Raw genomic sequence first — 22,319 nt, forward strand, 5'->3', positions numbered from 1 at the left:
CATTGTGGAGGGAAGCCCATTACTTTAGCAAGTAGTAGTGGCTACTGCCTATTACTTAATGGCGTTCAGCCACTGTTCCTTGGTGGCCTTCTCGGCCTCGAGCTTCGCCTTCTTCTTCGGATCGGACTCAGCGGCGATCTTGGCGTCGAGCTCGGCGAGCTGAGCGTTTAGCTGCTCTTCGAAGCTGGACTTACGGGCATCGGCCTCAGGGTCGGACTGCTTCCAAGCGGCATCCTCAACGGACTTGATCTGCTTGTCCACAGCGTCTAGACGGTTCTCGATGCGGCGCATATCCTCGCGCGGCACGTAGCCGATCTGATCCCATTCTTCCTGAATCTTGGCCAGCTCCTGACGAGCCTTCTTGGCCTCGGCATCGGTCTTGACCGGCACCAGGGCTTCAGCTTGGACCAGCAGCTCTTCCTTCTTGGCCAGATTCTCCTTCTCTGCGGTGTTCATCTGGTCGCGGTCGGCCTGGCGAGCGTTGAAGAACGCGTCCGCGGCCTCACGGAACTTGGCCCACAGCTCATCGTCCTCGTTGCGGCCTGCGCGGCCAGCCTTCTTCCAACGATCCATCAGATCGTTGAACTTGCGAGAAGTCTCGCCCCAAGCGGTGGAATCCTTGAGCTCATTGGCTTCGGCAATGATGGCTTCCTTGACTTCCTTGGCGTGGTTGCGTTCGTTGTCGCGAGCCTGAGCCCACTTGCGGCGAGCCTGGTTGAATGTGGTACGAGCTGCGGAGAAGCGCTTCCACAAGGCTTCAGCTTCCGGCTTGTCAATGCGAATAGTGGTGCGTTGGTGGTTCTGCCACTCGTCAAACAGGTTGCGGAACTTGTCTGCGGTGGAACGCCAGTTGGTGTTGTCGCCCAGGGATGCGGCCAGGGCCTCGGCCTTCTCGACAATGGCGGTGCGCTCGGCAACAGCCTTGGCAACAGCGGCCTTGCGGGCCTCGGCCAGTGCGGTCTTCTTGGCTTCGCCGGCTGCCTTAAGCTCCTCGAACTGAGCCTTCAGGGCGGCAATATCGCCCACCACAGCCGGCTCGTTGGTCTCTTCGCCCAAAAGCTTGAGAGATTCGTCAATCTCGCGAGCCTTGACGTTCGGAGAGGTCAGACGGTTGGCGAGCAAGTCAAGCTTGGCTTTCAGATCAAGGAAGCGACGGGCGTACAGTGCCAAGGCTTCTTCCTTGGAAACATCCGGGAACTGGCCGACTTCGCGCTCGGCGTCGCCGTCCTTTACGAACACGGTGCCGTTATCGTCCACGCGGCCGAATGCCTCGGCTGCCTTGACATCCTCCTCGGAGTAGGCGGAGGTGTTGGCCGGGGCTGCAGTGTGCTGCTTGGCCGGGGTCTTCTTAGCGAATGCAGCAGGGGAGGGAGCATGCGGCTTCGGCATTGAAGCGGGAGTCGGCTTGGCCTCGCTGACCGCGGGTGCGGGTGTCGTTGCCTGCTCTTCGGTTGCAGCGGTGTTTTCGGTTTCGGTGACAGTCTCGTCGGACATGGCCAGCTCCTTACAAGCGTAGTGTGAGTGAGTGGAAGCGCCTCGCATGCTGGAAAATCGCATGGCTTGACGCAACCCTCACCTATTATATTGATTTCGTGGCTAAAGGTGCATCAATATCAGGATTCCCGGAGTGGCTCCCCTCCGAACGTGTTGTGGAGCAGCGTGTTATCGACACGCTTCGTAAGGTTTTTGAGCTCAATGGCTTCATCGGCATTGAGACGAGAGCGGTGGAAACTGGCGCTTCTCTGCTGAAAAAGGGCGAGACCAGCAAGGAGATTTATCTGCTGAGCCGTCTGCAGGAAGTCGGTCACGAATCCGACACTCCCATTGAGGAGCGTTTGGGTTTGCACTTCGATTTGACCGTGCCGCTGAGTCGGTATGTGGTCGAGCACTCGGGTGCATTGACTTTCCCGTTCAAGCGTTGGCAGATTCAGAAGGTATGGCGTGGCGAGCGTCCGCAGGAAGGTCGTTTCCGTGAGTTCGTTCAGGCGGATATCGACGTGATTGGTGCCGGCGACCTGCCGGACCACTATGAGGTCGAGCTGCCGCTGGTCATGGTTTCCGCATTGGAAGAGCTGCGTGCATTCGGTCTGCCGAAGGCAACCGTGCACGCCAACAACCGCAAGCTTTCCGAAGGTTTCTACCGTGGCCTTGGCTTGACCGACATCGAGGGCGTGCTGCGCGAAATCGATAAGCTTGACAAGATCGGTGCCGATGAAGTGGCCCGACTGCTCACCGAGTCCTGCGGGGCTAGTGAGGCTCAGGCCCGCGCTTGCCTTGAACTCGCCGAACTGACCGCGGCCGATGGCAAGGAACTGGCGGAAAAGTTCGATGCGCTGTGCGCCGCACATGGCATTGCACAGGATTCGGAAGCCTATGCGTTGGCTCGTCAGGGTCTCGATACGCTGGCTATGATTGTGGACGAAGCCGCTGTGATTCGCCCCGGTTCCGTGATTGCCGACCTCAAGATTGCCCGTGGCTTGGATTATTACACCGGTTCCGTCTACGAGACCTTCCTTGACGGTGCCGCATCTCTCGGCTCCATCTGCTCCGGTGGCCGTTACGACAATCTGGCCTCCCAGGGCAATCGCAAGTACCCGGGTGTAGGCCTGTCCATCGGCTTGAGCCGACTGGTGAGTTACATGCTGCACACCGCGGGCGCTCACGCCAACCGTGTATCCCCGGCCGCCGTACTTGTGGCTGTGTGGAATGAGGAAGATCGTCCGGCTGCCAATCGTATCGCTGCCCAGCTGCGCGCTCGCGGCATCGCTACCGATGTGGCACCCACTGCAGCCAAGCTTGGTAAGCAGATCAAGTATGCGGATAAGCTCGGCATTCCGTACGTATGGTTCCCGGCCAGTGCCGCAGACAGCGAGAACGGTGAAGCCACTGGAGACGAGGTCAAGAACATCGTCACCGGTGAGCAGGTTGCCGCTGATTGCACGTCGTGGGAGCCGGATACTGTGGTTGCCCAGCAAACCGTCGAAATCTGACGAATTCGCGCGAAAAATCGAGGAGAAACAAGACAATGAGCCAGACGGCTTACAGAACACATCATGCCACTGACGTGACCGAGGCCTTGGTGGGCCAGAAGGTCACCCTCGCCGGTTGGGTCGACCGTCGTCGTGACCACGGCGGCGTGGCCTTCATCGACCTTCGCGACAACACCGGTTTGGTGCAGGTCGTTATCTATGACGAGGAAGTGGCCCGTCCGCTCCGCTCCGAGTTCGTGATTCAGGTCACCGGTGAGGTGCGCCTGCGCCCGGATGGCAACGAGAACACCCACCTTGCCACCGGCAAGATTGAGGTCGTTGCCGAAAACATCGAGATTTTGGCCAAGGCCGACGCCCTGCCGTTCCAGGTCTCCACCGCGCTCGAGAACGAGTCCGAGAACAAGCTGCCGGGTGAGGACGTTCGTCTGAAGTACCGTTACCTCGACCTTCGCCGCCCGTCCATGCAGCACAATCTGAAGCTGCGTTCCGACATGGCCAAGGCCGCTCGCCACGCCCTCGAGGATATGGACTTCACCGAGGTGGAAACCCCGACCTTCATCAAGTCCACTCCGGAAGGCGCTCGCGACTTCCTGGTGCCGGCCCGTCTGGTGCCGGGCTCTTGGTACGCTCTGCCGCAGTCCCCGCAGCTCCTGAAGCAGCTGCTCATGGTTTCCGGCGTTGAGCGTTATTACCAGCTGGCCCGCTGCTACCGTGATGAGGACTTCCGTGCTGATCGTCAGCCTGAGTTCACCCAGCTCGATATGGAGATGAGCTTCGTGGATCAGGAAGACGTGATGGCTATGGCCGAGAAGGTTATTGCCGCCATCTGGAAGACCGCTGGCTACGAAGTCCAGCTGCCGCTGCCGCGTATCACCTGGCAGGAAGCTATGGATAAGTACGGTTCCGACAAGCCGGATCTGCGTTTCGGCAACCCGCTGGTCGAACTCACCGATTACTTCAAGAACACCCCGTTCCGTGTGTTCCAGGCTCCGTACGTGGGTGCCGTGCTCTTCAAGGGCGGCGCCTCCACTCCTCGCCGTCAGTTCGACGCATGGCAGGAATGGGCCAAGCAGCGCGGAGCCAAGGGTCTCGCCTACGTGGTCTTCGCTGAAGACGGCGAGCTGAAGGGCCCTGTGGCCAAGAACCTCTCCGAGGAAGAGCGCGCTGGTCTGCGCGAAGCCGTTGGCGCTGAGCCGGGCGATGCCGTGTTCTTCGCCGCCGGTTCTCGTGAATCCTCCCAGCTGCTGCTGGGTGCCGCCCGTGTGGAGCTCGCCCGCCGCGAAGGCCTGCTCGACCCGAAGAAGTTCGCCTTCACCTGGGTTGTGGACTTCCCGCTGTTCAAGCCCACCGACGACCCGGATGATGATGACGTGGCAGTCGGCCACTCCAAGTGGACCTCCATGCACCACCCGTTCACCATGCCGAGCAAGGATTGGATCGACAAGTTCGACAAGGATCCTGAGCACGCCATGTCCGACTCCTACGACATCGTCTGCAACGGTGAGGAGATGGGCGGCGGTTCCGTGCGCATTCACCGCGATGACATTCAGGATCGCGTGCTGAACGTGCTGGGCATCTCCCCGGAGGAAGCCCAGGAGAAGTTCGGCTTCCTGCTCGAGGCCTTCAAGTACGGCGCTCCGCCGCACGCGGGTATCGCCCTTGGCTGGGATCGTACCGTGTCCATCCTGGCCGGTGCCGACACCATCCGCGACGTTATCGCCTTCCCGAAGGCTGGCGGCGGCCGCGACCCGTTGACCGGCGCCCCGGCTCCGATTACGGACGAGCAGCGCGCTGAAACTGGCGTCGACTACGACCCGGACGAAGACTGATTTCAGATTTGAAATAGATGTCTGAGGAGGTTCTCCACCAATATGGAGAGCCTCCTTTTTTGTTTGGAGATACTTATATCAATGGGATAGGCCTTCAATGCTTATCCACTGCCTTATTGTGCCTCCATCGTGTGGCAACTCTCTCACGGTGTGGCAATTCTCTCACGGTGTGGTAAATCTTCCACGGTGTGGTTTTGGAAAATGGCGGAATTTCAAGCTTTTTGGATTGTTGCCAAGTTCGCTAATACCACACCGTGGAGGAATTGCCACACGGAGGAGAAAAGAAATACGCATCAAGATAATTGAGTCATGGCCGTTTGCCGGCATGCGCGTTGTATCGCCGACGCTCTCCGCGACGTGCGTTAACGCGCAACTTTGGGTCGACTAAAGCACAGAATTGTTTTTGCGGCGTGCCGATTAATGGCACCTGTAAGGCGGAAGCTACATTATTTGCAAAGGCCCGCTGACCGGCTTCATTCTTCAAGTCTTCTGCGAACACCTCAATTACAATCCAACCCAAAGCGCGAAGCTCTCGACGTTTTCTTTGATCCCTTACATACTGATTTCGGAAGCGTCTATGGTGATCGCCGTCATATTCAATAGCGACTTTTCGATCCGGGTAAGCCATGTCAACAATGTATGTGTTGCCTTGGGGGTTGGTGATGCTGTAATGCATGACCGGATTCGACAGACCAAAGCGCAACAGTGCGAGGCGGGCGCGTGTCTCCTGCACGGAGTCAGACTGTTGCATGAGTTTTAGGGCTTCTTCACAACGCTTTCTTCCTGTAACACGGTGAAAGGCCGTGAGCTTGTAGCGAAAGCTGTCGATGGAGTAACCGAATCGTCTGATTATTGCTTCGCCGAGAACTACGAGTTCAGTGAGACTAAGGTGTTGAGCGTACTGAATCCACGTATCTATGGGATGCATGCAGACTAAGCCGTTGGGAAAAGCATATGTTTCATAAGGCTGACTCCAGGTCTGGTAGCTTACGTTGCGGATACTGGACCGGTGCTGTTGTTTGCGTACCGTGATGTAGAAATCGCTGCTGGGAAGTTTGCAATGGGCCGGTCGTTCAATGGCGTATAACTCCAGGGCTGTGTGCAAGGAGAAACAGAATGGCTGTTCTGTTCTTATACGTGTGATTAAGTTCTTACAAGCATAGGCCTTAGCTGCAGCTTGCTCGGCAAGATTGCGCCTTACATAATCGTTGATTTCCCCATTGTGAATATATGCGTCGTTGCTCATGCGAGCAGGATAGCGGAGTGGCATGTGTGGGAAGCGTGAAATAGAAAAATGTGGATAACTATCGGTGTTTATCGGGCGATTATCGGCGTGTTGTAATTCGGTTATCCACATTGAATGCTTGTGACGATATCGGCCCTAACGCTCCAACTATTCCACCACGGTGTGGTAATTCTCCCACGGTGTGGCAACCTGCACACGGTGTGGTTTTGGAAAATGGCGGAATTTCAGGCTTTTTGGATTGTTGTCAAGTTCGCTAATGCCACATCGTGGAAGAATTGCCACATCGTGGAGGAATTGCCACATCGTGGAGGAATTGCCACACCGTGGAGGAATTGCCACACAGTGGGAGGATTGGTACATGAGTAATAACGCTGTATAGCTAATGCGAATAGCGCCAGTGGCATGTGCTGCTGGCGCTTTCGTTATTCTGGCCCCAGTTCATTTGATAATGAGGGGGATTCTTATGACGTTGGAAATATTGGATTGGCGCGACGGCGATTTGCTGGCCAAGCCGGTGTTTGACAAGCTGAACGCATTAGTGGCGGCTGGGGTGCCGGAGAGCAAGATTCTGGGTGTAACCATCAACACGGATGAGGAATCAGACACGGACCTATGGTGCCCGAAGTATGGTATTCCATTCGCCATCACCGGCAACGTCGTGGTGGTGCACACGCATAAGACCCGTAAAGCGCCGCCTGAGTTCGCGGCAGCATTTGTAACGGCTGATACGCGCGCCGATTTGAACGGTGTGGTCAAGCACACGTTGGAGGTGTCCAAGGTGAGCTTCGCTCCAATCGATGCCGCGGTGGAGGCCACTGGTATGGAATCCGGTGGCATGTCGCCGATTGGTTTGCCGGATGGCTGGCCGCTGTTGGTCGATCAGCACATTCTTTCGATTCCGAAGCTGTACCTGGGTTCCGGTATCCGCCCATCCAAGCTTGTAGTGGACGGCTCGATTTTCGCTGATATTCCCGGTGTGCAGTTCGTCTCTGCGCTTGGCAAGCCGCGCGGCTGAGATAAAGAGAAGATAGTCACACTATAGCTATGGTGAATTGCATAGCGTTTGTCACAGTATCGATGTGAACGTTCACGATTATTGACGTTGCACGTGCTGACGAATTTTGTCTCACATTATGAACGCCATTCGTCCGATGGGTGTTATTTCGGTAACACAATGCGGTTATACTGACCGCTTATGTCAGAGAAACAAGAAGAAACGCGCCCTGTGACACCGCTGGTGCCGGGCAATGAACCTGCAGGACGACCGCTGGTCGAACTGACTCATGTGGAGAAGCACTTCGGCGATCTCCATGTCCTGAAAGACATCAATCTCACTGTGACCAAGGGTGAGGTGCTTGTGGTGGTCGGACCTTCCGGCTCCGGTAAGTCCACGATGTGCCGCACCATCAACCGTCTGGAAACCATTGATTCCGGCGATATTCGTATCGACGGCAAGCCGTTGCCTCAGGAAGGCAAGGAGCTCGCCAGCCTGCGCGCTGAAGTGGGCATGGTGTTCCAGTCCTTCAACCTGTTTGCCAACAAGACGATTCTTGAGAATGTGACCCTTGCCCCAATCAAGGTGCGTCACATGGATAAGAAGGAAGCCGAGCGCCTTGCTATGGACCTGCTCGACCGCGTTGGCGTGGCCAGCCAGGCCAACAAGATGCCGTCTCAACTGTCCGGTGGTCAGCAGCAGCGTGTGGCCATCGCCCGTGCACTCGCCATGCGTCCGAAGGTGATGCTGTTCGACGAGCCGACCTCCGCACTCGACCCGGAAATGGTGAACGAAGTGCTTGACGTTATGGTCGAGCTCGCTCACGAAGGCATGACGATGATCTGCGTGACCCACGAGATGGGCTTTGCCCGCAAGGCCGCCGACCGTATCGTGTTCATGGCCAACGGCCAGATCTTGGAGGAAAACACTCCGGACGAGTTCTTCGAACATCCGAAGACCGACCGTGCCAAGGACTTCCTCTCGAAGATTCTCACCCACTGAAAGAGGGTGCACGCATGACATTGAGCAAACGATTCAAGCGCACAGCCGGGCGCATTATCGCGGCTGCCTGCGCTTTGGCCTGCACCATGTCCTTGGCGGCATGCGGGCAGGACGAAGCCGGCAAAATCCGCATCGGCATCAAATTCGACCAGCCGGGTCTGGGCTTCAAGAAGTCCGGCACGTATGTGGGCTTCGACGTGGACGTGGCCAAATACATCGCTAAAAAGCTCGGCTACTCCGAGGATGAGATCATCTGGAAGGAAGCCCCTTCCAAGCAGCGTGAAGCCATGCTGCAAAACGGCGACGTGGATATGATTCTCGCCACCTACTCCATTACGGACGAGCGTAAGAAGGCCGTCTCCTTCGCGGGCCCATACTTTGTGGCCGGCCAGGATCTTTTGGTGCGCAAGGACGATCAGTCCATCAACGGCCCGGAAGATTTGAATGGTAAGCGCCTATGCTCCGTGACCGGTTCCACCTCGGCGGCAACCGTCAAGGAGAAGTTCGCTTCCGAAGTGCAGCTTATGGAACAGCCCGGCTACGCCGAATGCGCTACTGCACTGTTCTCCGGCATTGTGGACGCTGTGACCACCGATGACATCATTCTCGCAGGTCTCGCCTCCGCTTCCCGTGGCAAGCTGCGTGTGGTCGGCAAGCCGTTCACTCAGGAATACTATGGCGTGGGCATCAAGAAGGGCGATACGCAATTCGCCACCAAGATCAACAACGCCATCGTGGACATGATTCAGGACGGTTCATGGGAGAACGCCATCAGCGACAACACCAAGGGCACCAATTACACGCCTGACGTGCGCTACAACCCGCCCACTCCGGATGAGGGGGAGATCAACTGATGAACGGATTCCTGGAACTATTCTCCCAGTATGATGTGCTGGGCGCCTTCCTGGTCAACATCGAACTGACCTTGTGGAGCGCACTGTTCTCCCTGATTCTCGGCGTCATCCTCGTAGTGATGCGCATCTCGCCGATTTCTTCGCTGCGGGCTGTGGCCGGCGCCTACGTGGAACTGTTCAAGAACCTGCCATTGACCATCATCATGGTGTTCATGGTGCTCGGCGCTTACGCTCAGTTGAAGCTCAGCTTCTCCGACACCTTCGCCACGAACTTCTTCTGGCTGGCCGTAACCGGTTTGAGCCTCTACACCGCAGCGTTCGTGTGCGAATCCTTGCGCTCCGGCATCAACACCGTGCCGCTTGGCCAAGCCGAAGCCGCACGCGCGCTGGGCCTGGGCTTCATGCAGTCCGCCACCGAAATCATTCTGCCGCAGGCCTTCCGCGGTTCCGTAGCGCCGCTCGGCAACACGCTGATTGCATTGCTGAAGAACTCCACCGTGGCCGCAGCAGCATCGGTTTCCACTGAAACTTCATCGCTGATGAGCCAGATGATTGAATTCCGTCCGGATGTGATTATCCAGATCTTCCTGATCTTCGCATTCGGCTATGTGATTCTGATCATTCCGATTGGCATGCTCACCACGTACCTGTCTAACAAGCTCGCTGTGAGGAGGTGACATCATGGCAGATACTTCGAATTCCGTATTGTTCGACGCTCCTGGTCCCAAGGGCCGCCGCACTATCCGCATTGTCAACTGGCTGGCCGGTTTCGCGTTCGCCGTGGTGCTCGTCCTGATTCTGATGCGCTTGCACAATCCGCCGGACGGTGAAAATCAGCTGAGCTGGGAGCTGTGGAAACCCGCACTCGAGCGAGAAGCATGGACCGATTTCTACCTGCCTGGCCTGTGGATGACCATCAAGGCCACCGTACTCGCAGTGATTGGTGCTGTGGCATTCGGTCTGGTGTTCGGCGTCGGCCGACTGCTGCCGAACCCTCTGCTGCGCGGTGTTTCCGCGGTTATCGTCGAGTTCTGCCGTGCTGTGCCGGTGCTGTTGCTCATGATTTTCTTCTGGCGCTGGTTCGCTTTCGCCGGCCTGCCCAGCCCCTCCTACTGGGCTGTGGTGCTGGCCTTGGTGCTCTATAACGGTTCCGTGGTTGCCGAGCTGGTGCGCTCCGGCGTTGGCAATCTGCCGGGCGGTCAGCGTGAGGCTTCTCTTGCCTTGGGTCTGACTGAAACCCAGTCGCTGATGGAAATTGAAGTGCCGCAGGCCGTCTACGCCATGCTGCCGGCAGCTGTCACTCAGCTGGTCGTGGTGCTGAAGGATACCGCATTGGGTTCCATCATCATGTACACCGATCTGCTACAGGAATCTCGCCGACTTGGCTCGATGTACTTCAATATTCTGCAGACGCTGGTCATGGCTGCGGTGGTTTACTTCATCGCCTGCTGGCTGCTCTCCAGGCTTGCCGAATGGCTGCCTGAGCGTATGCAGCAGCGTACAGCAGCGCCGGCCGAACCTGAGCCGGTCGCGCCGATTGCTGCTGGTGACGCTTCCAACGTGAACCAGATTGCAGTGGCCAAGGAAGTCGAAGAGCTGCCGCTGGGCGGTACGCCGCGTAAGTACCACGTACACCACCGTGGCACCAACGCTTCGATTCGCAACTGGCGTAGGACCAAGTATGAGCAGGGCTATGACGTGACTCATCCGGAGTCGGAAGCCAAGCGTGAGCGTGAGAACGGCAAGCCGGCAAGTCCCAAGACCAATGATCCGAAGCTATCCTCGAACGAGCATGAGCAATCCGATCACGGTACCGTGTTCAAGCACGGCAACGACATCGGCAAAGGTCATGTGAAATTCGGAGGCAAGCCGAAGATCTGATTGGCTGCTCCTCGCTAATCCGTGGCTAAGGTGGCACGAAGAGTTCACCGAGTGTTCTACCGAGCCTGAAGCTACGTAGCCAAACGGAGGATAGGTTGGAACGTATGAAGACGTTCCGGAACCTATCCTCCGTTTTTGCTATCGCCGTATGTCTGCCGCTGGCATTGGCAGCGGCACCCGTTACCGCGCAAGCTGACCAGTTGCCTAATCCTGATTGGGTCGCCCTGCTTTCCGACTATGAGAAAAACTATTGGCAGGCTCCTGTGGATGCCGAACATGGCGGCAAAGTGCTGGATGCCAAAACCATGAAGCTTGATGAAGATTTGGCGGTCGAAATCAATCATTTGGGTGCTGAGAATGCCGATAAGAACGGACTGACGGCCCAGCGTAAACGCGCGCTGATCGACTCGGATCTATACGGCGAGGAGACGCTGCCGGATGCGCTCGGCCCCGTGCTCGGCCGATACATGCGCGAAGGATTCAAACAAGGCAAACTGAATCAGATTTCTGACCTGTTCAAATTCAATGTGGCCTCCACCTTCCAATCCAAGCGCGCGGCCATGCACCCGAGGCCGTATTTGGACCGTTCGCAAAGCACGTTGGGCGGCACCAATGATTTGGCTGGTCTACCGTCCACGCTTGATATCAAAGAATCACCATCATGGCTGGAGCATATTCCCGGTTACTCCACGTTGCAAAAGAACAGCTCCTACCCGTCCGGGCATACGACAGGCGCATATTCGTGGGGTATAGCACTCGCCGGCATATTGCCGGAGCTTGCGCCACAAATCATGGCGCGTACTTCGGAAGCCGGCAACAATCGCATCGTGCTCGGCGTGCATTATCCGCTTGACATCATGGGCGGCCGCATTGGCGCTTCGGCACAAAACGGCCAGTATTGGCATAACGAGTTCGCCTCTTCGATTGTGCCCGCGGCCCGCCAGCTGCGCGATTATCTAACCGAACGCTGCAAAGCCGACCATCATGGCGATACGCTCACCGAATGCATCTCCAATGTGAAAGCCAACTCAACGGCCGGTTATACCAATGATTTCCTGGATCCTGTGGCTACCGAGCCGGTGAAAGATCAAGCTTCGGCGGTACGTGTCTACACCGCACGTATGACCTACACTTTCCCGCAAGTCAAAGCACAGGCCGGCGCTGAGTTCAAAGCTCCTCGAGGTGCAGCAGACGTGCTGCGGCTCGCTTACCCACAGCTGCATGTCGATCAGCGCAATGCGATTTTGAAAGCCACTGCAATTGATTCAGGCTATCCGTTATGGGAGTCTTCAGAGGGCTGGCAGCGCATCAACTGGGCCAAAGCGTTATGTGCGCGAGTGACGCTCAACACGAACGGTGATGTGGTCAAAGTGGAAACCGCGGATCAGGTAGCTCTTTCCGGTCCGAGTGTGATCAGCGCGCAATATGCGGATAAAGGCAATCATCCAGCCTCCGATGTGGCGGCAGGGCAGAACAGCACTGAAGCGGCCGGACCGGACCTCGCTGTGCTGCATGCCGCTCAACAGCCGGCGTTGACTGCGGTGATTGTAGGCACAGTGGCGGCTCTGCTCGTTGGTTTTCTGCTCCGCGTACGCCGTAAGCGGTAATAGTCGATTACTCGATGAAATGCAGTATGCGGACGTACAATCAAAGGCATGGTCAAGGAAGACAAGAAATCAGGCAAGTCCGTTAAAGCCGGCAAGCAAGGCAAGCAGATTGATAAAGCGCTCAAACTTGCCGAAGACCGGATCGGCATGATCGAGGAAAGCGCCACGTTGGCGGAACGAATGGCGAACGCAGCCAAAGCCAGCGAATTATTGAGCGCGGTATGGTCACTGCCGCCTGCACAACGATTGCTATTCCATCACGGTGTGAATGTGACCGATATCGACGGTGACTCCACGCCGGGATTCGATGGCGACAAATTCGACGGCGAACGATTCATTGATTTGAGCTCTTCCGAAATCGCCCGTTACCAACGTCTGATGTACGCCAATGGTGTCAAAGGCTCGCCGCGCAGACTGCTCATCGTGCTGCAAGGCATGGATGCATCCGGCAAAGGCGGCATTGTGCGCCATGTGTTCCGGCAAGGCGACCCAATGGGCATTCACTACCACGGTTTCGGCAAGCCCACCGAAGAGGAATTGAATCACGGATTCCTCTGGCGTGTGGAGCGTGAGCTGCCTCAACCGGGCTGGATTGGCATATTCGACCGGTCCCACTATGAAGACATCGTGATGCCGCATGTCTATGGCACATATCCGGAAGACGTATGGCGAGCCCGATACGACATGATTAACGAATTCGAACGGGATTTAGCGGTTTCCGGTTGCGCGATTCTCAAAATATTCCTGGTGGTGAGCCGAGAAGAGCAGAAGCAACATTTCTTGGGCCGTTTGACCGACCCAACGAAATACTGGAAATTCGACGTTTCCGATGTGAATGCTCGTGAACGCTGGGATGATTACATGGCCGCGTGGCAGGAAGTATTCGAGAAGACCAGCACTCCGGCAGCGCCCTGGTATCTGGTGCCTGCGGATAATCGCTGGTATTCAAGAGCTGTGGTATCCGAACTGTTGCGCACCACGTTGAAGAATATGAACATGACTTGGCCGCCGCTTGAGCCCGGAGTAAATCCAGAAGACGTACGCCGGCAGCTAGACTAGAGGATTATGACTGACGAGAAGGAACAAGCATACGGCTCTTTGGGGCGTTTGGCGCCTGAATGGGATGGCGACGAGCGCGAACGTAACCTTACCGCCGATGATATTTACGAGCGGTTCTTCGGCTGGGTGACAGATGTTAAAGGCATCGAACCGTGGCCGCATCAGGAGGAGGCCATTATGGACCTCCTTGCCGGAGACCATGTGATTTTGAATACACCGACCGGTTCCGGCAAATCCCTGGTGGCGCTTGGCATGCATTTTGCCGCTTTGTGCACGGGCCGTCGTTCGTATTACACGGCTCCCATTAAGGCGCTGGTTTCGGAGAAGTTCTTCGATCTGGTTGAGGTGTTTGGCCGTGACAATGTGGGCATGATTACCGGCGACAGCCACATCAATGCGGATGCGCCGATTATCTGCTGCACCGCTGAAATTCTGGCCAATCAGGCGTTGCGTGAAGGCACGCACGCCGATGTGGGGCTCGTAGCGATGGATGAATTCCATTACTACGGTGACCCGGAGCGTGGCTGGGCATGGCAAGTGCCGCTTTTGACGCTGCCGCAAACCCAGTTCCTGCTGATGAGCGCCACACTCGGCAATGTGGATGCCGTGGCGGATAAGCTCGCTGATTTGAACGACACCCCGGATGTGGATGTGATTGCCGATGCGCCGCGCCCGGTGCCGTTGAGCTACGAATACACGCTCGACCCGCTTGAGAAAACCGTGGAACTCGCCTTCCGCAACGGTGAAACCCCGATTTACGTGGTGCATTTCTCTCAGGATGCCGCTCTGGAAACCGCACAGGCGCTCGCATCCACCGGCGTATCCAGCAAGGAGCAGCGCCAGGCCATTGCGGAAGCCATTAAAGGCGTGAAATTCACGACGGCATTCGGCAAGATTCTGCAACGACTGCTGCGCACCGGCGTGGGCATTCATCATGCCGGCATGTTGCCGCGATACCGCCGACTGGTCGAACAGCTCGCCCAGCAAGGCCTTCTGCCGGTAATCTGCGGCACTGATACGCTTGGTGTGGGCATTAATGTGCCGATTCATTCGGTGGTGCTGACCGCATTGACTAAGTTCGATGGCTCCAAGATGCGCAGGCTCAGGGCCCGTGAATTCCATCAGATTGCAGGACGCGCCGGCCGTATGGGCTTCGATACAGAGGGTCTGGTTATTGCCGAGGCGCCCGAATATGAGATCGAAAACCAGAAGGCCATCGCCAAGGCTGGGGGAGACCCGAAGAAACTCAAGAAGATCAAGCGCAAGAAGGCACCCGAAGGTTTTGTGACGTGGAATGAGAACACGTTCAACAAACTCATTGACGCCGAGCCGGAAACCTTGGTGCCGCATCTGAAGATCACGCATTCGATGGTTTTGAACGAAGTGGCACAAGGTGGCGATGCGCGAGCCCGCGTGGAAGACCTCATCGACGACAGTGCACAGACACCGGAGCAGAAGGAGCATCTGCACCAGCGTGCCGACGAGATTTTCCAAACCCTGTTCGACACCGAGGTGATTGAAACCGAAGACCGCTCGGATGGTGGCAAGGATTATTACATGACCTTGGATATGCCGGACGACTTCGCGCTCGACCAGCCGCTTTCGCCATTCCTGCTCGCTGCGTTGGAACTTCTGGACCCCGAGTCCGAGACCTATGCGCTGGACGTGATTTCAATGGCCGAAGCCACGCTGGAAGACCCGAAGCAGGTATTGCGCGCGCAGGAACGTCAGGCTCGAGACAAGGCGCTCGCAGACATGAAGGCGGATGGTCTCGATTACGACGAACGCATGGATAAGCTGCAGGAAATCACGTATCCGAAGCCGCTGGAAGACATGCTTGAATCCGCGTTCGACCAGTACCGTCACGATGTGCCGTGGGCGAACGATTATTATCTGAGCCCGAAATCGGTGGTGCGAGACATGGTGGAAACCGCATCCGACTTCACCGGGTACATCGCGCGTTACAACATTGCCCGTTCGGAAGGCACGCTGTTGCGCTATCTTTCCGATGCATACCGTACGCTTGCTCGCACGGTTCCACCGGAAAAGCGCGACGAACAGTTGAAGGATATTATTTCCTGGCTGCGTGTGCTCGTGCGCTCCATTGATTCCTCGCTGGTGGATGAATGGGAGAATGCGGGTGACAATGCGGACCAGTCCGAGGCGGCTGCATCCCTGGCTGCGCCCGGCAAGAAGAATCAGGTGGTGGAAGATCGCCGTGGCCTGATCGTGCTGGTGAGGAACGCACTGTTCCGCCGTGTACAGCTGATGGATTTGGATGATCCGGACAAGCTCGGTGCCCTTGACAAGGACTGGGGCTATGGCGTGCACGAATGGGAGGATGTGCTCGACGATTACTACGACGAGTACGAGTACGTGGGCATTTCCGCCAACGCCCGCTCGCCGAAACTGTTTATGCTGGACGACAGCCATGAACAGGATGAGCATACGTGGAAGGTTCGCCAGATTATCGATGACTCCGATGGTGATCACGACTGGGCCATCGAAGGCATCGTGGATCTCGACGCCACCCAAGACACCGGCGAAGTGGTTTTCTACGACTACAAGGTCAGTAACTGAGGCCAATTCAACGTCGAACGCATGTTCGAACGCTGGGGTAGTATGCAAGTATGAGCGAGAATGATCTGTTTGGGGCGATGGATGCGCCGAAGTCGATGACTCGTCCGTTGGCTGTGCGTATGAGGCCGCGTACGATCGACGAGGTGATCGGGCAGAAGCATGTGCTGGGGGAGGGCAGCCCCCTGCGCCGCCTTGCTAATCCGGCCAGCCGCGGCAGCCTCACCGCTCCAAGCTCGGTGATTCTCTTCGGGCCTCCAGGAGTCGGCAAAACCACGCTCGCCACCATTGTGGCAGGTCAATCCGGCCGCGTGTTCGAGGAACTTTCCGCAGTGACCTCCGGCGTCAAGGACGTGCGTGATGTGCTCAATCGGGCACATGAACGGTTGGTGGCCAAAGGCCAGGAAACCGTATTGTTCATCGATGAGGTGCACCGTTTTTCCAAATCCCAGCAGGATGCTTTGCTGCCAGCCGTGGAAAATCGTGACGTGACCTTCATTGGCGCCACCACCGAAAACCCAAGTTTTTCGGTTATCAAACCATTGTTATCACGTTCGGTGGTGGTCAAACTCGAATCATTGGAGCCTGATCAACTCACCGAACTGGTGCAGCGAGCTCTTACCGATAAGCGCGGCCTCAAAGGTGAAGTCAAAGCCACGGACGAAGCCGTCGCGGATATCGTGCGCATGGCCGGGGGAGACGCGCGCAAATCATTAACCATTCTTGAAGCGGCGGCCGGAGCGGTCACTGGAGACGAAGCTCGTAAAAAAGGTGCGCGCAGGCCGATTATCACTCCTGAAGTAGTTGCCAATGTGATGGATACCGCCACTGTGCGCTATGACAAAGACGGCGACGACCATTATGATGTAATCTCCGCATTCATCAAATCCATGCGTGGCAGCGATCCGGATGCTGCAATCCACTATCTTGCCCGCATGCTCAGGCTGGTGAAGATCCGCGGTTCATCGCCCGGCGCATTATGATTGCCGCCAGTGAAGAGGTCGGTATGGCCGCGCCGCAGATCTTGCAAGTCACCGTAGCCGCAGCACAGGCCGTGGCCTTAGTCGGTATGCCGGAAGCGCGCATTATTCTGGCCGAAGCCACCATCGCCGTAGCTACCGCACCAAAGTCAAACGCCAGCTACAATGCCATCAATCAGGCGCTTGCCGATGTGGATGCGGGTAAGATTGGTGCTGTTCCGCTGTATCTCAGGAATGCTCCCACCAAACTGATGAAGGAATGGGGCAATCATGAAGGCTATAAATACGCTCATGATTGGCCTGGTGCGGTGGCTCCGCAGGAATACATGCCTGAAATCCTGCGAGGCACGGAATACTATCATCCCAATGATCGCGGTTATGAGCATGAAGTGAGCCAGAGGCTGGCCAAAATACGTCCCATTCTGCATAGCGAAGGTGAGGCCAAGGAGTAGGAGTAGAGTATTACAGAATGGTAAACGCCTGCGGTGTGGTTGGTGGCACAAGATAAGGAGTGTGAACAAAGCATGGCGGTCATTTTCATTGTTGACGACGATCAGGCCATTGGCGAAATGCTCAGTCTGGTGCTGGAAAATGAGGGATTCCAAACAGTCACCTGCATGGATGGTTTGCGTGCTGTGGAAATGTTCCCCACAGTCAAGCCTGATTTGATTCTGCTTGACGTGATGCTTCCCGGCTTGGACGGCACCGAAGTGGCCCGTCGTATTCGTGAGACTTCCAACGTGCCAATCATCATGCTCACCGCAAAGTCGGATACCACTGATGTTGTGGCTGGTCTTGAAGCGGGTGCCGACGATTACGTGCCCAAACCATTCAAAGTGGCCGAACTACTGGCCCGAATCCGTGCTCGCTTCCGTATTGCGCGCCCCGTAGCGGTCGAGGAATCCGGTTCGTCGGCCAAGGACGCCACTGTAAACCATATTGAACGTGGCGGTATCGTCATCGATCGTTTGGAGCATACGGCAACCAAGGATGGCAAGGATCTGGGGTTGACGCCAATGGAGTTCGAGCTGTTGTTCGTACTCGCCAAAGCCGCAGGGGAGGCCATCAGCCGTTCCACGCTATTGCATGATGTCTGGGGTATGAGAGCTCCGGCGATACCCGTTTGGTGAATGTGCATGTGCAGCGTTTGCGTGCCAAAGTGGAGAACGACCCCGAGAATCCGCAAATCATTCAAACGGTGCGCGGCATCGGCTACAAATTTGTGACTCCTGAGAACTGATCGTGACTGATTCGGCACCATTGCAAACCCCGGAGACCTCACCTAAGACACGTACCACGTTGGTCATGCCCCACCACAGCTTCCGTTTCAGTTTCAAACGGTTGCTCAGGCATGGGCGTTCCGAAGTACGCCGCTCACTGCAGGCTCGAACCGTGGCCTTGACGGTGTTGCTCACCTTGTCTGTGGTCATTGTGTTCTCTATGGTTTCGATGATTTCGGTGCGCGCGTCACTGCTCACGCAAACCACATCCCAGTCTCAAGCGGATTTCTCCAATATGGTGGAGCAGGCGCAAACCGGTTTGGATGCCTCTGATGCCACCACCACCGTGCAGATTCAACAGCTTGTCAATGATCTGGCTTCGAACCTGCAATCTGACGGTGCATCCAATCTGGTGGGCGTGTATATGTGGAGCCGAGAATCCACGGCACGTTCCATCATCCCTATTTCCACCGAGCCTACATATGAGGATGTCATCACCGCTGATATGCATTCCGCAGTGGCTTCCGATGTGGAAGGCAATGTGTTCTATCAGCCGGTGAATCTGCCCATCGCCTCTGATGCATGGAATGGGAACACGCCAGGTGCTGTGCTGGGCACGGTATTGGATTATGGCGTGGCCGGGAATCTGGAATTTTTCGCCGTGTATTCCTATGCGCTGCAACAGCAGTCGCTGACGCAGATTCAGCTCAGCCTGTTGACTGTGTGCGCGCTGCTTTCCATAGCGGTGGGCGTAGTGATGTGGATGGTGATTCGCGGCATCGTTCGCCCAGTGGAGCATGTGGCATATGCGGCGGAAACCCTGGCATCCGGCAATCTTGATACGCGCGTGGAAGTGAATCGCAAGGATGAGCTTGGCGTGCTGCAGCGTTCGTTCAACGGCATGGCTGATTCATTGAATCAGAAAATCGATCAGCTTGAGGAAGCCAGTGCCTCGCAGAAACGGTTCGTCTCCGACGTGAGCCATGAACTGCGCATCCCGGTGACCACCATGCGTATGGCTTCCGATTTGCTGGAAATGAAAAAAGATGATTTCGATCCGGCAACAAAGCGTACGGTTGAACTGCTGTCTGGCCAGATTAATCGTTTTCAGGATTTGCTCGCTGACCTGTTGGAAATCTCCCGATACGATGCCGGCTATGCTGCATTGGATTTGGTGGATGCTGATATGCGCGATCCAGTGAACGATGCCATTGAGCAGGTGACTGGTATTGCGGCGGCCAAACATGTGAATATTCGTGCCATGCTGCCCAATGTGCAGGTGCTCGCCAAAGTCGATGCTCGCCGCGTGACCCGTATTGTTCGCAATCTTTTGGCCAATGCGGTTGATTTCGCCGAAGACAAACCCATTGATGTGCGTATCGCGGCCAATCGCAAGGCCGTGGTCATCAGCGTGCGAGATTACGGTGTAGGCATGGATGCGAACACTGTGGTCCATGTGTTCGACCGATTCTGGAGAGGCGACCCATCCCGTTCCCGCATCACCGGAGGAACTGGTCTGGGCCTATCTATTTCCATGACCGATGCGCTCCTGCATCATGGTTCGATTCGCGTGCGCTCGGCATTGGGGGAAGGTACATGGTTCCTGGTGATGCTGCCACGCGATCCTCTGAACGGGGAAGTGGCGGATAGTGATCTTCCCATTACTTTCGCGAGTGAGGCTCCGGATGACTTCTCGGTTTCCGGTGGATTCGGTGTAGCGGAAAGTCCGGTTGCGGAGCGCAGCAATGCGGTAGCCATCGCGCCATCTGCTCAGGATAATGGCACACATCCAACCGATGATGAGGATGGTGACGAATGAAAGACAAGCGCATACGATCGATCATCGCCTCCATCGCAACGTCGCTATGCGCAGCGGCTTTGACCGCCTGCTCGAGCCCATTCGCTTTACCGACCAGCGGCAGCGTTCAGACGCTTGCTCCGGTGCAGCAGCAGACTCAGCGCGTGTACACCAATCCACAAGGGCCCAATGATGATGCGCAGCCTGAAAGCATCGTTGAAGGTTTTTATGATGCTATGCCGGCTGGCGTGCAGTCAGACGGGTACCGTGTGGCCCGCGAATTCCTCACATCCTCAGCCTCCACCACATGGAATGGCGATGGCTCCGCAGTGATTTACAGCGGTACTCCTGATTTTCGCCGCCGTGCCAACACAATGACCGCTCCGCAAGGCGCGGAAAGCTCGCTCATCGTAGAAGTGAACGTGCAAGTAGTGGGCGCACTGGATTCACATGGTTCGTATACGCCAGTGCATGATACGCAATCTCGAAAACTGTCATACACGTTGATCAAGCGAAAAGGACAGTGGCGTATTTCCTCGCTGGAAAACGGAGTGGTGATTTCCACCGCGGATTTCGACCAGGTGTTCAGACAGGTTTCCGTCTATCAGGTGGCTTCTTCCGGCAAACAATTAGTGCCGGACGTTCGTTGGCTGAGCTGGCGCAACTGGCGTACTCAGGCGGTGCGAGAAGTATTGGGCGATGCGCCGAGCTGGCTGAAGGATGCGGTGAAGGAACCCGGTGCGAATACGGTGTCTTTGGCCGTGGACTCAGTGCCGGTGCAAGACAGTTCGGTGGAAGTCAGCCTTACTCGCGGCATCAATGCACTCAGTGACGAAGACCGTAGCATGCTGGTGCATCGCATCAGATTGACGTTGGGTGACGGCAATTCGGGATATAACCTGAAAGTGACCGGCGATGGTGTGGATTATTCGGATGCCGATTCGAATATCAAGCTCGATGCCGATCAGCCGGCGGTAGGTGTATATACGTTGACCGGTGGTCATGTGGTTTCGCTGTCCAGCTCCAGCCCGCTGCGCGTGGGGGATGCTTCCGGGTTTGATGATGCGCTCGGATTCACATTCTCCACCAATGGGGGAGCGGTATTGCAGGCGGACGGTGTTGTGAAATGCTTGGATGCAGGCGGCGGCTCCTGCGGCACGCTGTTCGGCAATGCTCGCGTACGTTCGATAACGGCCGGGTTGAACGGTGAAGTGTGGGCGGTCAGCAAGGATGGCAAGACGCTGTACGTCTATCGCAATGAGAAATCCATAAAACTGGATATGCCGTGGCTGGATGACGGGGGAGTGGTGACTTCCGTGAACGTATCCACCGAAGGTGCGCGTTTGGCGGTGGCCATCAACGGAGGCTCGTTGAGCGGCGTGGCGATTACCGGCATTGTGCGCGATGCCAATAACGATGTCATCGGATTGAGTAAAGCGGCGGCGCAGGTAAGCCGAACGCAGAATGTGGCCATGCTCTCGTTCTATAACGATTTGAATCTCGTGTATGCCACTTCGGCGCCTCAGGATGGAGCCCAGCAGAGCGCATATCGTCAGATTGTGCCCGGTCCTGATACCGTGCAGCGCCTGCCTGAAGGCACGATAGTATCGATGGCTTCGGGCCAGATTAGTCTGTATCGCCGTTTGGCTGTACTTGATGACACTGGTACCGTGCGTTCGGTTTCCGGCTCTTTGGACGGCTCCTGGTCTATTGCGGATAGTCAGGTTACCGCTTTGGGTTCACAATGATTCGCGTTGTGCGCATTGTTCTGGCATATGAAGATATGAAAAACTCCCGTACGCTTAGCGCGCGGGAGTTTTCATATAGTGACAGGAAGCCAGACAGATCAGATGCCGCCGTATTCCTTCTTGAACAGTTCGGCTGGTACTTCGGAGTTCATCGGAACCTCATAGATGAGGTATGCCATGTTGAACGGGATGTTGAACAGGTGACGGGTCACGCCATACTCTTCCTTGGTGCCCAGGAAGTTGAAGTTATCCGGGCATTCCGGCTCCCACTTGGCCAGAAGCTTGGCGGCGTCGCCAATAGTGGCGGCCACGCCGGCCAGCTGCTTCACACCCTCCACTTGCTTGATGATAAGAAACACGGTCTTCTGCATAGTTACCCTTTCTGTATACCTGTAGCAACGGCCTTGTCGCTCGGTTGACGAGCGGCATTGCCGCTATGCAACCAACTACCATTATGGTTGATAAATGGCCTTAATCCGCCGAGTTTCGCCCATCTGAACGCACTGTTATCAAAACGTTATAGACCTGTTATCA

15 protein-coding genes and 2 pseudogenes are annotated in these 22,319 nt (G+C 56.4%); 14 read left to right on the plus strand and 3 right to left on the minus strand.

From position 1 onward, the window contains the following. Positions 1-51 precede the first annotated feature (51 nt). Positions 52-1,494, minus strand: a complete 1,443-nt coding sequence (locus BISA_RS03435; RefSeq protein ID WP_033890246.1) for a DUF349 domain-containing protein — start codon at positions 1,492-1,494, stop codon at positions 52-54. 98 nt (positions 1,495-1,592) lie between these two features. Between BISA_RS03435 and hisS the strand changes: the two genes are divergently transcribed. Next, the gene (hisS, locus tag BISA_RS03440; protein ID WP_033890447.1) at positions 1,593-2,990 is read left to right on the plus strand and encodes a histidine--tRNA ligase; all 1,398 of its coding nucleotides are present in this window, start codon (positions 1,593-1,595) and stop codon (positions 2,988-2,990) included. A 35-nt stretch (positions 2,991-3,025) separates the two neighbouring features. After that, entirely contained in the window at positions 3,026-4,819 is a 1,794-nt protein-coding gene (aspS, locus tag BISA_RS03445) for an aspartate--tRNA ligase (protein WP_033890247.1), read from the plus strand. A gap of 307 nt (positions 4,820-5,126) precedes the next feature. Here the strand turns inward: aspS and BISA_RS03450 are convergent, their stop codons facing one another. Next, positions 5,127-6,065, minus strand: coding sequence for an endonuclease domain-containing protein (locus BISA_RS03450; protein ID WP_033890448.1), 939 nt, complete (start codon positions 6,063-6,065; stop codon positions 5,127-5,129). A gap of 463 nt (positions 6,066-6,528) precedes the next feature. On the opposite strand from BISA_RS03450, the gene BISA_RS03455 reads away from it, so the two are divergent. From BISA_RS03455 to BISA_RS03510, 12 genes and pseudogenes are all read left to right on the plus strand, one after another. Beyond that, entirely contained in the window at positions 6,529-7,080 is a 552-nt protein-coding gene (locus BISA_RS03455; RefSeq protein WP_033890248.1) for a YbaK/EbsC family protein, read from the plus strand. A gap of 180 nt (positions 7,081-7,260) precedes the next feature. Next, complete coding sequence (locus tag BISA_RS03460; RefSeq protein WP_033890249.1) at positions 7,261-8,061, plus strand: amino acid ABC transporter ATP-binding protein; 801 nt, start codon at positions 7,261-7,263, stop codon at positions 8,059-8,061. Positions 8,062-8,075: 14 nt separating this feature from the next. Next, the gene (locus BISA_RS03465) at positions 8,076-8,915 is read left to right on the plus strand and encodes a glutamate ABC transporter substrate-binding protein (RefSeq protein WP_033890251.1); all 840 of its coding nucleotides are present in this window, start codon (positions 8,076-8,078) and stop codon (positions 8,913-8,915) included. Next, positions 8,915-9,592: an amino acid ABC transporter permease gene (locus tag BISA_RS03470; protein WP_033890253.1), complete on the plus strand. Its 678-nt coding sequence runs from the start codon at positions 8,915-8,917 to the stop codon at positions 9,590-9,592. Before BISA_RS03465 ends, BISA_RS03470 begins: the two co-directional genes overlap by 1 nt. Before the next feature lie 4 nt (positions 9,593-9,596). Further along, the gene (locus BISA_RS03475; protein WP_237746083.1) at positions 9,597-10,796 is read left to right on the plus strand and encodes an amino acid ABC transporter permease; all 1,200 of its coding nucleotides are present in this window, start codon (positions 9,597-9,599) and stop codon (positions 10,794-10,796) included. Positions 10,797-10,900: 104 nt separating this feature from the next. Further along, a complete protein-coding gene (locus BISA_RS03480) occupies positions 10,901-12,403 on the plus strand; it encodes an acid phosphatase (RefSeq protein ID WP_033890254.1) in 1,503 nt (500 codons plus the stop codon). A gap of 48 nt (positions 12,404-12,451) precedes the next feature. Beyond that, on the plus strand, positions 12,452-13,462 hold the full coding sequence (locus BISA_RS03485) for a PPK2 family polyphosphate kinase (protein ID WP_033890255.1): 1,011 nt from the start codon (positions 12,452-12,454) through the stop codon (positions 13,460-13,462). 6 nt (positions 13,463-13,468) lie between these two features. Next, positions 13,469-16,042 carry a DEAD/DEAH box helicase gene (locus tag BISA_RS03490; protein ID WP_033890257.1) on the plus strand — a complete coding sequence of 858 codons (2,574 nt, stop codon included), beginning with the start codon at positions 13,469-13,471 and terminating at the stop codon, positions 16,040-16,042. 50 nt (positions 16,043-16,092) lie between these two features. Then, a pseudogene (locus BISA_RS11885) lies at positions 16,093-17,471 on the plus strand (replication-associated recombination protein A). A gap of 72 nt (positions 17,472-17,543) precedes the next feature. Continuing rightward, positions 17,544-18,259, plus strand: a pseudogene (mtrA, locus tag BISA_RS11890) (MtrAB system response regulator MtrA). 65 nt (positions 18,260-18,324) lie between these two features. Continuing rightward, positions 18,325-20,058, plus strand: coding sequence for an MtrAB system histidine kinase MtrB (gene mtrB, locus BISA_RS03505; RefSeq protein WP_081889992.1), 1,734 nt, complete (start codon positions 18,325-18,327; stop codon positions 20,056-20,058). Next, positions 20,055-21,785: an LpqB family beta-propeller domain-containing protein gene (locus BISA_RS03510; protein ID WP_033890258.1), complete on the plus strand. Its 1,731-nt coding sequence runs from the start codon at positions 20,055-20,057 to the stop codon at positions 21,783-21,785. Before mtrB ends, BISA_RS03510 begins: the two co-directional genes overlap by 4 nt. A 98-nt stretch (positions 21,786-21,883) precedes the next feature. On the opposite strand, the gene BISA_RS03515 is transcribed toward BISA_RS03510, so the two are convergent. Continuing rightward, complete coding sequence (locus tag BISA_RS03515; protein WP_033890259.1) at positions 21,884-22,156, minus strand: hypothetical protein; 273 nt, start codon at positions 22,154-22,156, stop codon at positions 21,884-21,886. Positions 22,157-22,319 lie beyond the last annotated feature (163 nt).

The sequence above is a fragment of the Bifidobacterium saguini DSM 23967 genome (assembly GCF_000741715.1).
Lineage (GTDB): Bacteria > Actinomycetota > Actinomycetes > Actinomycetales > Bifidobacteriaceae > Bifidobacterium > Bifidobacterium saguini.